General features: G+C 37.6%; 16 protein-coding genes and 1 pseudogene. 11 read left to right on the top strand and 6 right to left on the bottom strand.

What is annotated here, in order from left to right; translation table 11 throughout:
• Window positions 1-54: 54 nt before the first annotated feature.
• From C6W18_RS17835 to C6W18_RS17825, 3 genes are all read right to left on the bottom strand, one after another.
• The gene (locus C6W18_RS17835) at window positions 55-1,404 is read right to left on the bottom strand and encodes an LlaJI family restriction endonuclease (RefSeq protein ID WP_105928449.1); all 1,350 of its coding nucleotides are present in this window, start codon (window positions 1,402-1,404) and stop codon (window positions 55-57) included.
• A 9-nt stretch (window positions 1,405-1,413) separates the two neighbouring features.
• Window positions 1,414-3,111 (bottom strand): AAA family ATPase, encoded by a 1,698-nt coding sequence (locus C6W18_RS17830; protein ID WP_105928448.1) that lies wholly within the window; start codon window positions 3,109-3,111, stop codon window positions 1,414-1,416.
• A gap of 83 nt (window positions 3,112-3,194) precedes the next feature.
• Complete coding sequence (locus tag C6W18_RS17825; RefSeq protein ID WP_105928447.1) at window positions 3,195-4,217, bottom strand: HNH endonuclease; 1,023 nt, start codon at window positions 4,215-4,217, stop codon at window positions 3,195-3,197.
• A 127-nt stretch (window positions 4,218-4,344) separates the two neighbouring features.
• Between C6W18_RS17825 and C6W18_RS20495 the strand changes: the two genes are divergently transcribed.
• The 3 genes from C6W18_RS20495 (at window position 4,345) to C6W18_RS17805 (ending at window position 6,742) form a co-directional block, all read left to right on the top strand.
• Window positions 4,345-4,476 (top strand): hypothetical protein, encoded by a 132-nt coding sequence (locus C6W18_RS20495; RefSeq protein WP_262982653.1) that lies wholly within the window; start codon window positions 4,345-4,347, stop codon window positions 4,474-4,476.
• A gap of 425 nt (window positions 4,477-4,901) precedes the next feature.
• Window positions 4,902-5,099 (top strand): hypothetical protein, encoded by a 198-nt coding sequence (locus C6W18_RS17815; protein WP_223251741.1) that lies wholly within the window; start codon window positions 4,902-4,904, stop codon window positions 5,097-5,099.
• 794 nt (window positions 5,100-5,893) lie between these two features.
• Window positions 5,894-6,742, top strand: coding sequence for an MBL fold metallo-hydrolase (locus tag C6W18_RS17805; RefSeq protein ID WP_105928445.1), 849 nt, complete (start codon window positions 5,894-5,896; stop codon window positions 6,740-6,742).
• Window positions 6,743-7,181: 439 nt separating this feature from the next.
• On the opposite strand, the gene C6W18_RS20490 is transcribed toward C6W18_RS17805, so the two are convergent.
• On the bottom strand, window positions 7,182-7,307 hold the full coding sequence (locus C6W18_RS20490; RefSeq protein WP_262982652.1) for a hypothetical protein: 126 nt from the start codon (window positions 7,305-7,307) through the stop codon (window positions 7,182-7,184).
• 149 nt (window positions 7,308-7,456) lie between these two features.
• Here C6W18_RS20490 and C6W18_RS17790 point away from each other — a divergent pair.
• Both C6W18_RS17790 and C6W18_RS17785 read left to right on the top strand, forming a co-directional pair.
• A pseudogene (locus C6W18_RS17790) lies at window positions 7,457-7,964 on the top strand (LURP-one-related/scramblase family protein).
• 8 nt (window positions 7,965-7,972) lie between these two features.
• Window positions 7,973-8,845 (top strand): LysR family transcriptional regulator, encoded by an 873-nt coding sequence (locus C6W18_RS17785; RefSeq protein ID WP_223251740.1) that lies wholly within the window; start codon window positions 7,973-7,975, stop codon window positions 8,843-8,845.
• Window positions 8,846-8,886: 41 nt separating this feature from the next.
• Here the strand turns inward: C6W18_RS17785 and C6W18_RS17780 are convergent, their stop codons facing one another.
• Entirely contained in the window at window positions 8,887-9,783 is an 897-nt protein-coding gene (locus C6W18_RS17780; protein WP_105928444.1) for a PhzF family phenazine biosynthesis protein, read from the bottom strand.
• Between the two features lie 241 nt (window positions 9,784-10,024).
• Between C6W18_RS17780 and C6W18_RS17775 the strand changes: the two genes are divergently transcribed.
• From C6W18_RS17775 to C6W18_RS17770, 4 genes are all read left to right on the top strand, one after another.
• Window positions 10,025-11,668 carry an Ig-like domain-containing protein gene (locus C6W18_RS17775; RefSeq protein ID WP_223251739.1) on the top strand — a complete coding sequence of 548 codons (1,644 nt, stop codon included), beginning with the start codon at window positions 10,025-10,027 and terminating at the stop codon, window positions 11,666-11,668.
• Between the two features lie 53 nt (window positions 11,669-11,721).
• On the top strand, window positions 11,722-11,901 hold the full coding sequence (locus C6W18_RS20365) for a hypothetical protein (RefSeq protein WP_223251738.1): 180 nt from the start codon (window positions 11,722-11,724) through the stop codon (window positions 11,899-11,901).
• 81 nt (window positions 11,902-11,982) lie between these two features.
• A complete protein-coding gene (locus tag C6W18_RS20360; protein WP_223251737.1) occupies window positions 11,983-12,201 on the top strand; it encodes a hypothetical protein in 219 nt (72 codons plus the stop codon).
• 178 nt (window positions 12,202-12,379) lie between these two features.
• Complete coding sequence (locus tag C6W18_RS17770; RefSeq protein WP_105928443.1) at window positions 12,380-12,877, top strand: Imm64 family immunity protein; 498 nt, start codon at window positions 12,380-12,382, stop codon at window positions 12,875-12,877.
• A gap of 39 nt (window positions 12,878-12,916) precedes the next feature.
• On the opposite strand, the gene C6W18_RS17765 is transcribed toward C6W18_RS17770, so the two are convergent.
• Window positions 12,917-13,627 (bottom strand): GntR family transcriptional regulator, encoded by a 711-nt coding sequence (locus C6W18_RS17765; protein WP_105928442.1) that lies wholly within the window; start codon window positions 13,625-13,627, stop codon window positions 12,917-12,919.
• 186 nt (window positions 13,628-13,813) lie between these two features.
• Here C6W18_RS17765 and bglA point away from each other — a divergent pair, with 186 nt between their 5' ends.
• Together bglA and C6W18_RS17755 are read left to right on the top strand one after the other, a co-directional pair.
• Window positions 13,814-15,253 (top strand): 6-phospho-beta-glucosidase BglA, encoded by a 1,440-nt coding sequence (gene bglA, locus C6W18_RS17760; protein WP_105928441.1) that lies wholly within the window; start codon window positions 13,814-13,816, stop codon window positions 15,251-15,253.
• 346 nt (window positions 15,254-15,599) lie between these two features.
• A partial coding sequence (locus C6W18_RS17755) for an LXG domain-containing protein (protein ID WP_262982651.1) occupies window positions 15,600-15,891 on the top strand: 292 nt, incomplete at its 3' end.

Below are 15,891 nucleotides of genomic sequence, written 5' to 3'. Positions count from 1 at the left end.
ATCAATAGATTCAGCTGAGACTTATTGAATAAAGAGTGTGTTAGTAATTTCACTTCATAACGTGTTAATAATTGTGCGACTCTCAGTCTCATGAATAAATAATTTCCAGTCCTCTATGTTCCATTTTCGATAAGTTATATATCTATCAAAAATTTCATCTGCGGGTAACATGATGAGGGTAATATTTTTTAACTCGGATAAAAAACTGATTGAAACTTCACCACTTTTAGTTAAAATTTGACCGGCACTGGGGAATAAAAAAACATTATACCAAGCTCCAATTTTCTGAGAGTCGATGTAAGAATGCAATGCTTTTTCATACATATATTGTTTTATTACATCTTGAATTCCAGGATTATGGACAACCTTGTTGTTTGCAAAGAAAAGATTATAATATTTAGCATCAACAATCATTAGAAGCTTTTTTTCATCAACTGATATATTTTTTAAAATATCAGGAATCAAGGTGTCCTTATTATCATCATTAATGATAAAATTTGTCCATAATGGCTTTGCGATATTCTTTGCAATCTGTTCATCATGGCCCAAAACGCTCGCGCAGCATTTTTCCCAAACCGAGTGGAAACTTCTCGTTCCAAAAAAAACAATTCTGCTTTCTGTTGAAAATGCTTCATCAGCAATATAATGATACATACTATTGAGCAATGTCACATTACGATCATTGAAATCTTGGTACAAACCATCTTTAATTTTCTTTAATTTGAAATTCTTATTCTCTAAGCAACTGGATTCAGTTGGGAAATGGATGGATGGATAATCCAAAAGCTCACCAAGACCGGTAACTTTAAGAAATTCAGAGCATTCATTTAAAATTGCTTTATGAATTTCAATAATAATATGTTTTTGGTCAGCTAACACTTCTTCCGTTACCAAATCCAAATAGAAGGGACTTTGATCTTTTGAAAGATAGGCAAATTGATAATCAATCGTTTGTTGCCAATCTACTTCTCCATTGCCATTAAGAATGTAATCGATTTTATCAGTATTGTACAATCCGTTTTCAATATAATCATTTATAAAATAATCAAGGGCCGAAAAGTAATTGAAAAGCTCCCCTTGTTGAAAGGCTCCAAAAAACTCCAATTCCTCTTTTGTAACAGACCCCTTACTATAAACTTTCAGTACATTAATAATTTGCTTAATTTTTGTGATTTTATCGAAGTAATCCAAAGGTTCATGTAAGTATTTTGGTAAGAATAGTAGTAGTTGCTGCTGAAAAACAATGATACCAACATAATGAAAAGTGATTTTATTTTGTTTTTTTTGAGCGATTCCCCGGTTCAAGCAATCTTCTATAAAAGGCTCAACATCTACTGATTTGAAAGAATTGGTTAACTTAGCTATATTGTAATGTTTGTTCTCATATAAAAAAATAGGCTTCATGTGAACCCCCTAAAGATTCTCGGGGTCAGCCAGTGATGATCTTGGTTCTAGGGTGAAAATGTCTTCATTTAATCCGTTGAAGATTTTTTCCTGATTGGTTTTGTACTCAGAAATAAGCTGGGAGTACCGCTTCTTTTCCCCAAATATACCTACTTTGGTAAGTTTGAATACATCCTCAGAAAGATATCGAATCAGTTTATTTTTAAAGGTCTTTTGAAATCTACTTTCTCCTTCTTTTTCAGATGTATCATCTAAATCCTCTGGTTTTATAAAGAACGGACCTATAAGTTTATCCTCCTTAACATCCAGTTCAATTAATCGTTGGTTTAAGCTTTGTCTAAATTCATTCCAATTGCACTTTCCATAGCCGTTAATATATACGTCATACTTTGCGATTAATTCTTCATTTTCGTTTATATCTATATATTCGGGGTTCCATCGACGCTGAAAGGCAGAATCAAGGGGGTGAACTCCTTGATCAGCGCTGTTCATGGTGGCCCAAATATAGAAATTTGGCGGTAAGTATAATTTTTTGAGTTGGGATAAACCTTCTTTGTCAAGGTATCTAAGCATTTCCTCAGAACATGAAATTTTATATTCGCCTTTTCCAAAGGCATCCCTGTCCAATAGTTGAAACATATCTCCAAATACAGCAGCTGGATTCATAGCTCGATTAATTTCTTCCACAATTAATACGTAATTATCACAGTTTTCTCCATTTTGATGATAGTCAGACAATGCCTTTACTAACAACCTTAAAAATGGACCTGGGACATATTCATAGGTTATATAGTGTGAATTAACGACAGAATCCGAGTCAAAACCGGGCTTTGGTTTATATGTACCAACAAATTGTGAATATGAATAGTTAGAATAAAAAGTGACTCTCTCAGTATTTTTTGGGTAGAAAAATCCTACATGATCTAATGTCCCTTCACATTCTTGTTTTAACGAAAAGCTTTTCCCTGTTCCAGGAGCTCCAATTAGCAACCTATTATGATCTCTAGGAATTCTTCCTTTTGGGACAACAGTTTGTTGACTATCCTCTTCATTCGATAAAGCTGCCTCTAGCCCATAAAATAATGCAAAATTTTTATAGGTAAATCTATCAAAAAATGAACTCTTGTCCTTTGCATTTTTCGGAATCGGAAAAAGGTTTTCAATTTTTTGTAAGAGGGCTTCAAGTTGAGCTCGATCAGCAGCATCCACATATAAAAAGTTTTTACCATCTATTTTCGTTTTCTTTAAGGGTTTTCCATGAGAAACTATGGCATTTAACAAAATATCCGAATTTTTGCCGCCGCACAGTTTATTGAAGAAATAATCAAAGTCAAATTTCAAAGCGTCTGTCTCCAATATTTTCTTACCTATTTCTAAAAAAAGAATAACAGAGTCTTCCTCTCCCTGGACAAATGGATTTGGTGAATAATATGTTTTTAGCCAAAATTCTAAGTACTTTTCCAAATTTTCATTTGAAAAGGTGAATAAGTAATTTTGAACTTTTAAATGATCAACACTTCTGTCCTCTAATCCTAATTGGCAAGCAAATTGATACGCTGTCCTTGTATAGCCTGGAAATTGTTTTTCTAATATGCCATTAACATTCTCCCTTTTGATGCTAAGGGATAAATCAGGATAAATGTCTAGGATTGCTTTCAAATTTTCTAAAGTAAAGTTTCGCCAGCGAACTACAGGGGTAAAAGCCATAAATTTCACTCTCCTTGGTTTTATTAACTTATTACTTTAGCGTCACAAACCATGATCGTAATTTGTGACGCTAATGAATTTTTTCATGCAAGGAAGATATGTCTTCTATGGTAATCAAGATACATATTTTTATTACCAGTAGAGTTTTCTATATCATAAAAATTTCCTTCTTGAAGATTCAAGCAATTGACAAAGCTTTCTGATGAATATGGAGATATCTTTAATCTACCATTATTTTCAAATGAAATGAGCCCTTTATCAAATAATAAATCGAACGTAGGAGTTAATGCCATACCATTAAAACCATCTAAGCGTTGCTTATTAGTAAGGCAGTGGGCCCATGGTATAATATGGCTTGCCCGCAGCAAGGATTTTTCAGTAATACCTGTAAATGGGCAAGCAGGCATTATATCAAGAGTGTTTTGTCGAAACTTCCCTTGACCTAAACGAGAAGTAACAAGGGATTTCCGTTCGGTTTCTGATATTGATATATCATTCTTGATCTTTTCGAAAATCTTTGCATTTGAGCGTCTTCGACTTGCTATATGACGAGATTTAGATTTCGGAACAACGAATAACTCGAAATAATATAGTACATCTCTATCGTCATCACGATTGACTAATTTATGAATATAAAGAACTGTAAGAGGACGCGGCAGACATATTCTCCTCATTAAATGCCACAAATTGTTTTTTGAACCAATATAAAATCTATCGGCATCTAAATCACCATTTTGGTTATAGATTTGAAAAGTATTAATGTCATCCAATTTTTCAATAAGTTCTATCCGCTCTTCATATAAGAGTGATACATCTTTGCGATAGCTGGCAATAGGAAAATCATAGAAGACTTTGATATCTTCCATATACTTAGTCAAGTTTTCTTTGGTAAAAAAGCATAAACCTTGCGCCCCAGCGTATCCATCAATGTTAATACGAGTATCAAAAGTGAAAAAGGAACCATATTCATCATTTTTTTGAGATGAAACATAAAGTCTAGCCTCGCCAGAGCCACTACCTACTTTATTAGCATGGGTAACAAATGAATCAACAATATTTGCTGAAGCAGTAGAAACTGGAATATATGTATTACTGTTTACTCCCATTTTGTGATCCCTTCCGATATTATTTTCTAACTTAATTAAATAATAAAACACCAGTTAAATCAAGCGTTGGCGATGATACTTCCACTTCATTGAAAGAAAAGGGCTATATCTGAAAGGGGGAAAAACAATGGGAACAATAAAAAGTACGATAAAAACAGAAGTTACATATGATGACGAAATGAAAAATAAGTATCTTATTAGGAAAGAGCGGGATAATGACAAGAAAAAAGCACTTGTCATCATGGAAAACACAGGTTAGGCTGATGAAATTGTTCAAAATCAAACAAAGATGTAAGTTGTTAATAACCTTTCTAATGTGGAGTATGACATTGTAGATAGTCTGAATTTTTTTCATTAATGGAAGCGGTTGAAACAAAAGAGTCTGATATTGAAAATTTGAAATGTATTCAGGAAGCAATAGTAAAATTAGAAGATGTTATTATTAAGATTGGAAAAGAAGTAGAAACAAACAAGAAAGCAATTGAACAGATAAACATCTTTAGCCATTTTACTAGATAAAAGGGCAATTATTCTTCAAATAGAAGCGAATTTTGGCAGGAAAGTTTCCATCCAGTGTTTCCTGCACTGAAGCAAAGGTGGTAATTAGTATCGTATGATAAATTCCATAAATTGAGCTAGTAATATTTTAATAACAATAAGCAAGTCATATTTGGTACCGAGCAATTGATAGAACTTATGGAAGAGAAATTCGGAGTAAGAGTTGACTTAAAAGCGATAGAAGAGGAAGTGGTACTTCTGTATCATGAAGAACTAGACGAAGAACTTATTTCAGAGGAAGTATTGAAAATGTTACCGAATCCAGTTTCATTCACACATATGTATTCAATGGAGAGTCAGAGTGGATTATTGGGATTGCCTTAAAAGGAGGATAGGGTATTGGTGTCTGAAAATTGTATAATGAAGATAAAATTGAAAATGATTGAAGAGCGTAAGCCGAGATATGTAACGAGAACAATTAATGAAGAATTAATTATAGAAACACAAGTTCTTCTGTGGGAGCTATTGGACTCAATTACATTTAAAAGAAAAGCAGAAATGGACTAATTGCAAGTTTTTGAAATTATTAATATCAGCGAAAAAATAAAAATCACTAACCGTCAGGAACAGCCAGCAATGATGGAGGAGTTGGTAATATGGCGAGGTCCAATGGAAATTGAAGATACTATTGTATGGATTATTGATGACCTTGAATATCAGAAAATGTTGTTAAGACCATGCTCATAAAAGTGGTTATAGGATACAATTTAAAGAAAAGGTTGTAAGGAGTTCTAGGTATGGAGTATCTTTCAAAGACAGATAAAAAGTGACTTCTCTTCCTAAGAGGCACGATAAGATGTAAAAAAAACGAAATTTTATAATTTGGGTAAATTATGGTGTAAGAAAGGCGAGCCGTCTTTCGAATAAGTAATGTTACTAAATTCTAATTTAGCTAACATATAGAGATTTGTTGCTAATTTGAAACTCAAAGCGCGGATAAAGAAGACCGTCAGTTAGCCAAACACTTATTAAAAAAATAAGAAATAAGAAATGAGAAATAAGAAATACTTCGCCACTTATGGTTTTCTCACCGCACTTAGAATATTTACGGATAACCGTACTATAAACCACGACTCCGTGGGGATAAAACTTAAAAATATTAGAAAGCAGGCAGCACCATGCACACAATCAAAAAAATAGGCCAAACCTTCTCCTACATCACACCAGTATCACTCACCGACCGCCCCATCCTAGGCATAGTCGTAGGCAATAACAAAACATTAATGATCGATGCTGGCAATTCAGAAGATCATGCGAACTATTTCATCCAAAAGACCTTAAAACAAGAGAACGCCAAGCCTGATATTGTGGTCCTCACGCATTGGCATTGGGATCATATTTTTGGTCTGCCTGCGCTGCCTGATACGCTTTCGATTGCTTCTGCAAAGACAAGAAAGGAAATGGAGAAGCTTCTTCCGTTTTCGTGGTCAGATGAAGCGATTGATGAGCGGGTAAAGGAAGGAACGGAGATTGAGTTCTGTGCGAAGGCCATTAAGGAAGAATATCAGGATCATCGAGATATTCAGGTGGTTTTACCGGATGTTACGTTTGACCGTCGGATGGAGATTGATCTTGGCGGGGTCACTTGTGTCGTGCAACATGTTGGGGGCGATCATGCCGTAGATTCAGTGATCGTATATGTGAAAGAAGAAAAAATCCTTTTTCTTGGTGATTGCATTTATCCGAAAATGTATGCAGAAAAAGTACATTATACGGTGAAAGAAATTTTGCGTCTTTTAGATGAGTTAGAAGCTTTTGATGCCGATACGTATATTCCGTCACACCAAAGGCCGTGGACTAAAGAGGAGTTTCGTCAGGAAATAGACAAGCTTAGGGTGATGGCGAAATACACTGATCTTTATGGTGGAGATCGGCAGAGAATCGTGAGTGAATATCAAGCACATGTGAACAGAGAACTGAAGGAAGATGAGTTAGAGACGATCGCTTATTTTGTAAATGGTTATTAAATAAATGCGCTAAAAAAAGTCTCATTTGAGTTATGCATCTCAAATGAGACTTTTAAATTTCTACGGCAAACCTACAACATCTTCTGCATCACAAACTGTGACAGACATATTTTTAGCATTAATAATAATGACACAATCCCATGTCGGCTTAATTTGCAGTTCATCATTCTCATCAATACGGATAATCCCTTTGAATTCAACAGTTTGTTCTAGAAAACCATTTTCTTTTCTGTATCATCTTTGACTGATGTTAAATGTTCAGGGTAGTGAACTTTCCAGTCAAAAAAAGTAGTTTTTTTCATAAATGCTCCTGTTTTCACTCGTATAAATCTCCGAATACTTCTTCTGTTTGCTGGATTGTCAGTGATTTGTTGGTTGGATCAATTGTAATGACACAATCCCAAGTCGGTTTGATTTGTAGCTCGTTGTTTTCATCTATCTAGATCACACCGTTTAATTCAATGGATGGCTCTAAAATGACCATCTTCTTATCATGATGATCTGTTATTGCCGTTAAGTTTGCTTGTAATTGAATGGTCCAATCACAAAACGTGATTTTTTTCATGAGTTCCCCTCTCAATTTTGTTTATATTTCCATTATAACTTGCATGAGTTCTGACATGTTATTTGATCATTCTATTTTTTGGTATAATTAGATGTAATTAAAGAATAGATAAAAGACTGATAAATGTTTGAATTTAATCGGAGGTACGTATGAAGCAACTATATATGAAGCAGAAAGTATTTAGTCTCAGCGGCAGGTTTACGGTAAAGGATCAGCAGGAGAACGATGTGTATGTGGTAGAGGGCAGCTTTATGAAGATGCCGAAGACATTCACCATTCTGAATACAGAGCGAGACGAAATCGCCGTAATTACGAAAAAGATGTTCAGCTTTTTACCGAAGTTTTTAGTAGAAGTTGGTGGTCAAGAGGTATTGACGATCAAAAAAGAGTTTACGTTCTTTAAAGCAAAATATTCAATTGATGCTGCGGGTGTAGAAGTGCAAGGTAACTGGTGGGATATGAATTTCCAAGTGCTGCAAAGCGGCGAAGTGATTGGTCAGGTGAAGAAGGAATGGTTTACTTGGGGGGATAGCTACAAGGTTGATATTTTGAAAGAAGAGATGGGAGCCTATCATGATTGCGCTCGTTGTTGCGATTGATTGTGTAAAGGCTGATGAAGCAGCGTCTAGATCTTCTTCGTCGACAACGACGAATTAATAAGTGAGGTGAGCACACTGATCACATTCCAATACAAAGTATTTCTAACAGTCGTCGAATGCGGCAGTTTTACAAAAGCCGGGGAGAAACTTGGGCTGACGCAGTCTGGGGTGAGTCATAATATTGCGAAGCTTGAGTCGGAATTAGGGATTGTGCTGCTTCGGCGTAATCGAAATGGGCTGTCGTTAACTGATGCAGGTGAGCGGGTGATGCCGCATATTCGGCAAATCATCCATCATGCGGCATTGCTTGAGCAAGAGGCGGCGTTGATTCAAGGGATGGAAGTGGGGAGTATCAAGATCGGGACGTTCTCCAGTTTTTCTTCAAAAGTGCTTCCGCAATTGATTCATCGTTTTACAGAAAGCTATCCCAATATCCAATTGGAGTTATATGAAGGCGGTTATGAGGAGATTGAGGAGTGGATTGCTTCTGGCACAGTTGATCTTGGTTTTTTAACGCAGCCATCTAGGGAATTCGAGACCGTTCCACTTTTTCAAGATGAATTGGTGGTGGTCATGCAAGAGAGTCATCGTTTCAATACGAGGAACGTGATGGAAGTGGTTTCGTTACATGATGAACCATTCATTATGCCGAAATCGGGCTGTGACCAACTCATCAAGAAATTATTAAAAGAAAGAGGCGTGAAGCCTCATGTTGTGTTTGAGATTGGAGACAACAATACGCTCATTTCTATGGTTCAAGAAGGGCTCGGAGTTACCATCATTCCGACATTGATTTTGCCGCCACAAATTCCTCATACGAAAGTCATTCCACTTGAGACGACGGTATATCGTGAGATCAATATGGCGTTCAAATCTTTCAAAGCAGCATCCCCATCGACCAAGAAATGGATCGAAGCGGTCAAAGATCATTTTAAGTAGAATGAGCTTGAACGAGATGTCTCCCATTCAAGCTCATTGGTTTATAGGGTTAATACGCCGCGAATGGTGATGACAGCTGCACCTGCGACTTTGATCACCGGCTTTGAGTCATTCGGAATGACTGTGATACGAAGCATGCCAGGTCTGCCGATCGCATCACCTTGGGCAATGCTCAAGTGAGTGGTTTCCTGCTGAGAAATGATACCTTCCAAATAGAGAAATCCAGCTAATGCCCCGTTTGCTGCCCCCGTCACAGGATCCTCGGGTATCCCAATCCCAGGTGCAAAATCCCTCGTATAAAGATCACATTCTTTTGAGGTGTGAAACGTATAAAGGTGGGTCGTCGTGATATCATGCTCTTTATTCATTCTCCCTAAAGCCGCTAAGTTTGGGGTGGCTTGATCAATGTCCTGTTGATGCTTCATCGGAACGAGAAGATGCCAGTTTCCGGTGTTTGCTAATTTTATAGGATAGGATGGATCAATCCGGTCACTGCTTATACCGAGCATGTCACTAAGCTCTTCTAAGTCGATAGTGAAATCTCGCGTCTTTGGGGTCACCTGTGTCATTTCCACATCAACGACCTCTCCATTTTCTTTGTGCCATACAACAGGGACGTTGCCAATCTTCGTTTCTAACACAATCCCTGATTTCTCTTTAGCCAGCCCAAGCTCTGTCGCCAAAAGCCAAGTTAATCCAACAGTCGCATGCCCACAGAAATTGACCTCTTCTGTTGGCGTAAAGTATTTGACCCGATAATCGGCTTCCTCATCATGTGCAGGCAGCATGAAGACGGATTCCGGTAAATTCAACTCCTTGGCGATGCTCTGCATTTCTTCCTCAGTTACATTCTCTCCATCCAACACCACACCAGCGGCATTTCCTCCAAATTTTTCAGTTGTAAACGCATCGACATGATACACTCTGATGTCTCTCATATAAGGAACCCTCCTATACAATCTTGTTACGTTTATCATAAGTTTGATTGATGCATTCGTAAAATGAATCTTTTTGATGTTTTAAATCGGATGTATTCATGTAAGAGAGGGAGATACACTGTACCTATTAAATTAGTTTTTAGTGAGTCTTTAGTCATATGAATAATTCTTGTGTCTATATTAGAAGAAATGTATAATATTTGTATATAAAAACATTAATAGGAAAAGTGAGGATATATCTATGAAAATAGTCCTGAAAATAGTAGTTTCTATTCTCTGTATGATGATGTTAACTTTCAATATAAAAGAAAATGTGAGTGCCACAGAGGGTGGAACGAAAACAACGGTTGATCGTTATCAATATGGTGATAATTATCTGACAGGTAAAACAACGCCAAACGCAATCGTTGCATTCGCAGATTGGGGTGTTCCGAATAACTGGAAATCTAAATATATGCACTACGCAAAAGCAGATAGTAACGGAAACTTTAAGTTGTTTTCTTTGAACTTTAGTTCAGGACAAACGTTGGAGTTAGATACGTATGACCAAAATGGGACAATGCTTTCTTCAAACAAAGTGTATGTTTTCAAGGAATCCTTTAGCTCATTAGATCCGATATATGATACCTCTCAGGAGTTAACTGGAAAAACAGTGAAGAACACAAAAGTAGAGGTCATGAAAGATGGCAAAGTGATTGCCTCAGGCACATTCAATGATGCCATTCGTTTAAAGCTGCCTGCCCTAACTGCAGGTACATTCCTAACAGTGAAAATGACGACTGGCAGCAATATCGACGTTTACAAAAAAATTGTGAACCCTAAGAAAATCTCACTTATTCCTACGACAAAATGGTCTAAATCCGTGAAAGGCCAAACGGGAATTCCTTATGCAAAGATCGTCTTTAAAAATCAAAAATCAAGTGAAGTCCTTCAATCGATGACTGCAGATGGTGATGGCAACTTTGAATTGAGTGTAGACAAAAACAAAATACAAACATTAGATCAAAGTAAATTTCAAGTGATGGAACCCTCTTATGATAATGCTTTGCATGAGACCACCTTCCGAATTAGATCAACAGCTCCGACTATTGATCCATTCACTCAGCTTTCAACTTCAGTGAGCGGGACCGCAACTCCTGAAAGTATGATTCATATTTTAGATGGAGAAGGCAAAATCATTGGGGAAGGTCAAGCAGACTCTAATGGCGTCTATGATGTCCCTGTCTCAAAGTTAATCGGTGGTGACTTAATTACAGTCAAGTCGTTCATGGCTGATAATCCGAATGAAACGGATCAATCTCAGGAAGATGTACAGAAAGTTTCTGTGGAAGAAATCGATGACTCAAGTGATACCATTAATGGCGTCAGTACGTTTGGTCATCAAGCTGTTGTAGAGGTGCAATCTAATTCATCGAATAACACAGTAATGGCAATGTCTAAGCTCAGCACAAAAGCAGTGAAAAAGAAATATGGACCATTCTCCATTACACCGGGCAAAGATTTCAAATTAAAAACGGGTAAGTTACAACAAGGGTCTAAAGTAACGATCACGTTGTTAAGCGGAAATAGAAAGGTCGCCTTGCCAGCCTTCACCGTCAAAAAAGTCGTCACATCTCCACTTGCAGCATCCCAAGTGAAGGTGACGAACAATAAAGGGAAAAATGATACGGTGACGATAAAAGGAATCAAAAAACAATCGGTCATCAAAGTCTTTAAACAATCTTCTGGTGGAAAAGCGATTGCCCAGCAGACTGCATCTAGCTCGAACATGACGATTTCCTTGAAACAACTGGGTCAAACAAGTGGAACGCTTTATATCAGTATGAAAGAGCCTGGTTTAAAAGAGGGAAATCGAGTACCAATTCGTTATCAGGGTGAGAAATAAAAACGAACCAAGTCAACATCAACAATCTTAAAAATAAAAATGACGTTATTACAGTGAGTAAGATGAAGAAAAAAGATGTGATCAAAGTCTACTCAACAAGCGGAAAATTACTAGCCACATCAAAACCGTCTAACAGTTCGTCCATCAAATTGTACGTCAAACAAGTAGGGACTAAGAGCGGTAAAGTGTATGTCACGCGTAGCAGCGATAAGATGCTGGAAAGCGGAAAGTAAGCCATTTCTTTTAAAGGCGAGCCATCTGCTGCATTAAAAAGCAATCAAATCAACATCGTGAACAACAAGAAGAAAAAAGATGTGATCACTGTCAGTAAATTAACGAAGCAGGATGTTATCAAAATCTATCAACCTTCAGGAAAGCTTATTGGAAAATCAACGGCTTCTAAAGGCAAGGTTGTGAAAGTTACTTTCAAACAACTAGGTGCTAAGGGAGGAAAACTCTACTTCACCGTCACTGGAAAAGGCATGTCGGAAAGTAGTAAGACGGTAAAGGTGTTTAAGGCTGAAAGAAAATAATGTTTCATAAAAAGGTAGGTTCGAAGTGAACTTACCTTTTTATAGTATTCCGAGATTAGAAAGCGAGGGATGCATGATAGCTATAGGCGGATTCATCAATATCGGAATCGTTTTTTATGAGGCCATTCATTTACCAAATACTTTTCGCCAATTGTCTGATTATCTAGCTCAATAAGACATGTCTATTACCAAAGTAAAGTTTAGTCAGGACCCTGACGGCGAAACGTGGATTGAACACAGTGTAAAAGAGAATATCATCAAAGACGATGACTTTTCAGGCTATTATACGGAGTTTGAATTGTCAGGCTTAAGCTCAAAGCTAAAAGAAATGACCATCAACATACAAAAAGAAACAGGTTATGTAGGGTTCGTTCTCTGTTTAAAGTGGGGAGAGGTTTTTTCTCATGATGTCGTTCATCTTCAACAGGACATCGTACGGTGTGTTGTGGAACTTTATCATACGCTTCCGTTTGAGTATGCGTTCATTGGACATGAAATTGAAGTCGAGATTCGTCCAGATGAGTTTGAAAAATGTCTACAAAAACATCATGCTTTTCCAGTTGGTTTAATTGGCAAAGGAGATTACATAGACATTTATTATGGCGATGTGGCAATTGATGGCCTTTCTCTTCAAAAAAGAGGGAAGGAATGTTTAAAGATTGAAAGGGAACAGTAAAAAAGCCTCCTGAATATAACAGGGGGCTTTTTCCATTCATCACCCATAATAATTATTCGCTTGAATAAAAAATTGGGATTGCATGTAGTTATACGTGATTTTCGAGAAGTCGAAGGGCTGACCGTTTGTGAGATGAAAGACGGTCTCGACGCGGAGGGCGGGATCGTCTTGTTTGAGGCCTAGGTGCTTCGCTTCGGTTTCGCTCAGTTTGCCTACTTGCATGTACATGTCAGAAAAGCCAACTTTGAGTCCAAGACCTTCGCTAATGAATTTAAAAACGGAATCGGCGGCGATTTCTGTGTTGAGATAGGGAATGATGGTTTTCCGGTAATAGGATTCTTCTAAACACAACGTTTGTCCATTAATGTAACGAATGCGTTTGAGGTAGAAAACATCCTCTTCTTGTTCAATGTTCAAATTAAGCGCAGCTTCTTCTGTTGGTTTGACGGTGTCTAATGTTAAAACCTCTGATGTTAGTTGAAATTCCTCTAAATCTTTTTTAAACCCTTGGTTGGATAAAAGGCTGATGTAGCCCTTGCGTCGGTGTCTTCTGACAAAGATGCCGCTGCCCCTCACTTGATAGATAATTCCTTTTCTTTCGAGTAAGTCTAATGATTTGATAATGGTGCTTTTGCTCACAGCAAATTGGCTCATGAGTGTCTCAAGTACAGGAAGCTTGTCTCCTTGCTGTAGCTCATGGGTGACAATATATTTTTCAATATCGCTCGCAATTTGTTGATACTTTAACATAGCTATTCCTCTTTGTTTTCACGATTTATTGTCTTTGATTATAGCACATACCGATTTTTCTTTGATATGTTAAATGAAATTATATATGTATTGATAAATTGTGCCGGTATAATTATAATGTACATATACTAGTAGTGATACAGTCAATGGACGTCATGATAACAATTGTGAAATAGGAGGGAATAGATAATGACATTACCGAAAGATTTTCTATGGGGCGGCGCATTAGCTGCACATCAATTTGAAGGTGGATGGAATGAAGCAGGAAAAGGTCCAAGTGTTGTAGATGTGATGACAGCCGGTGCTCACGGAGTACCGAGACAAATCACGGAGACGATAGAAGAAGGTGAATTTTATCCGAACCATGAAGCGATCGATTTCTACCATCGTTATAAGGAAGATATCGCCATGTTTGCAGAAATGGGTTTAAAATGCTTGCGTACATCGATCGGCTGGAGCCGGATTTTCCCTAAGGGAGATGAAGCAGAGCCGAATGAAGCAGGCTTACAGTTCTATGATGATGTATTTGATGAGCTGATCAAGCATGGAATAGAGCCTGTGATTACGCTGTCGCACTTTGAAATGCCTCTTCATCTGGCAAGGGAATACGGCGGCTTCCGTAGCAGAAAAGTCGCTGAGTATTTCGCAAAATTTGCGGAAGTGTGCTTCAATCGTTACAAGGATAAAGTCACATACTGGATGACGTTTAATGAAATCAATAACAAAATGGATGTCAACAACCCATTGTTCCTTTGGACAAATTCAGGCGTATCGGTCAAAGAAGGCGAAAACGCTAAAGAAATCATGTATCAAGCAGGACATCATGAATTGCTTGCAAGTGCATGGGCAGTCGCAAAAGGAAAAGAAATCAATCCTAATTTTCAAATTGGAGCGATGGTTTCCCATGTGCCAATCTATCCATATTCCTCAAACCCAGAGGATGTCATGCTTGCAGAGGAATATATGAGACAACGCTATTTCTTCCCTGATATTCAGGTTCGCGGCTACTATCCGAGCTATGCATTAAAAGAATTCGAACGCGAAGGCTATCATATTCCGTTTGAAGCAGGAGATGAAGAAAGCTTAAGAAAAGGGAAAGTGGATTATCTTGGCTTTAGCTACTACATGTCGACAACGGTCAAAAGTGATGCAGTCTCTGACAACAGCGGAGACATTGTCAACGGGGCCCTGCCGCATGGTGTAGAAAACCCTTATATCAAATCAAGTGACTGGGGTTGGTCCATTGACCCGACAGGTCTAAGATATACATTGAATCGTTTTTACGATCGCTATCAAATTCCGCTATTCATTGTGGAAAATGGATTTGGTGCCATTGATCAAGTAGAAGAAGACGGTTCCATCCACGATCCAGAGCGAATTCAATATCTCGCTTCTCACATCGAAGCGCTGAAAAAGGCCATCGAATACGACGGTGTTGATCTCATTGGTTACACGCCATGGGGCATTATTGATATCGTGTCATTCACAACAGGCGAAATGAAAAAACGCTACGGAATGATCTACGTTGACCGCGACAATGAAGGCAAAGGTTCAATGAAGAGACTCAAAAAAGATTCGTTTACTTGGTATCAAAACGTTATTGCAACGAATGGCGAAGAAGTGTAATAAAGGAAAATGCAGACCCGGATGAGTGTGGTATACGCTTGTTCGGGTTTTTTGTTGCCTGCGTTTTAAAGCCGCCTGAATGCAAAGAAAAAATAGGGTGATGCATTGGATTGTAGAAGATATTGATGTTGATAGATAATTGAAGAAGAATCCAAAGGCTGGCTTATTTGACATACATAAATTCACTAGTCCCTAATTAATTCAGTAAAAAAGAGAGTTCATTTTTCATGTCAATTAGCCTATTTTTCAATTTTGAGGGTCACGATAAAATAGACTTTATGATCAATAATGGAGGGAGTGGCTTTTTCTGGGCAAGATACTTGATGCAAAAGCACTAACAAGTGCCATGGATACAAGAGCAAAACATTATCAGGCACTCCGTGAAGAAATGGTTGATTTAAAAAAGGCATTACAAGGTGTTGCCGATCTCGGTGACGACTTCACTGGAAAAGGTGCCGATAACATTAAAAGTTTTTATAAAGAACTAGCAGGTAATGTGGACATGTTTATTAGCTTCATTGATAAGCAAAAAGCCTTTCATGAAGGTGTTTCGGGTACACTTGATGATACGAGCTTTGGCGGCGATACCTTCGTAGAAGAACACTTTTTAGACAATGCAGTCCATATGGGTATCAAAA

The sequence above is a fragment of the Bacillus sp. LLTC93 genome, from assembly GCF_002993125.1.
In the GTDB taxonomy this organism is placed as follows: domain Bacteria; phylum Bacillota; class Bacilli; order Bacillales; family Bacillaceae; genus Bacillus; species Bacillus zhangzhouensis.
The sequence above is the reverse complement of the archived record's forward strand: the minus strand, read 5'-3'. Positions and strand labels throughout refer to the sequence as shown.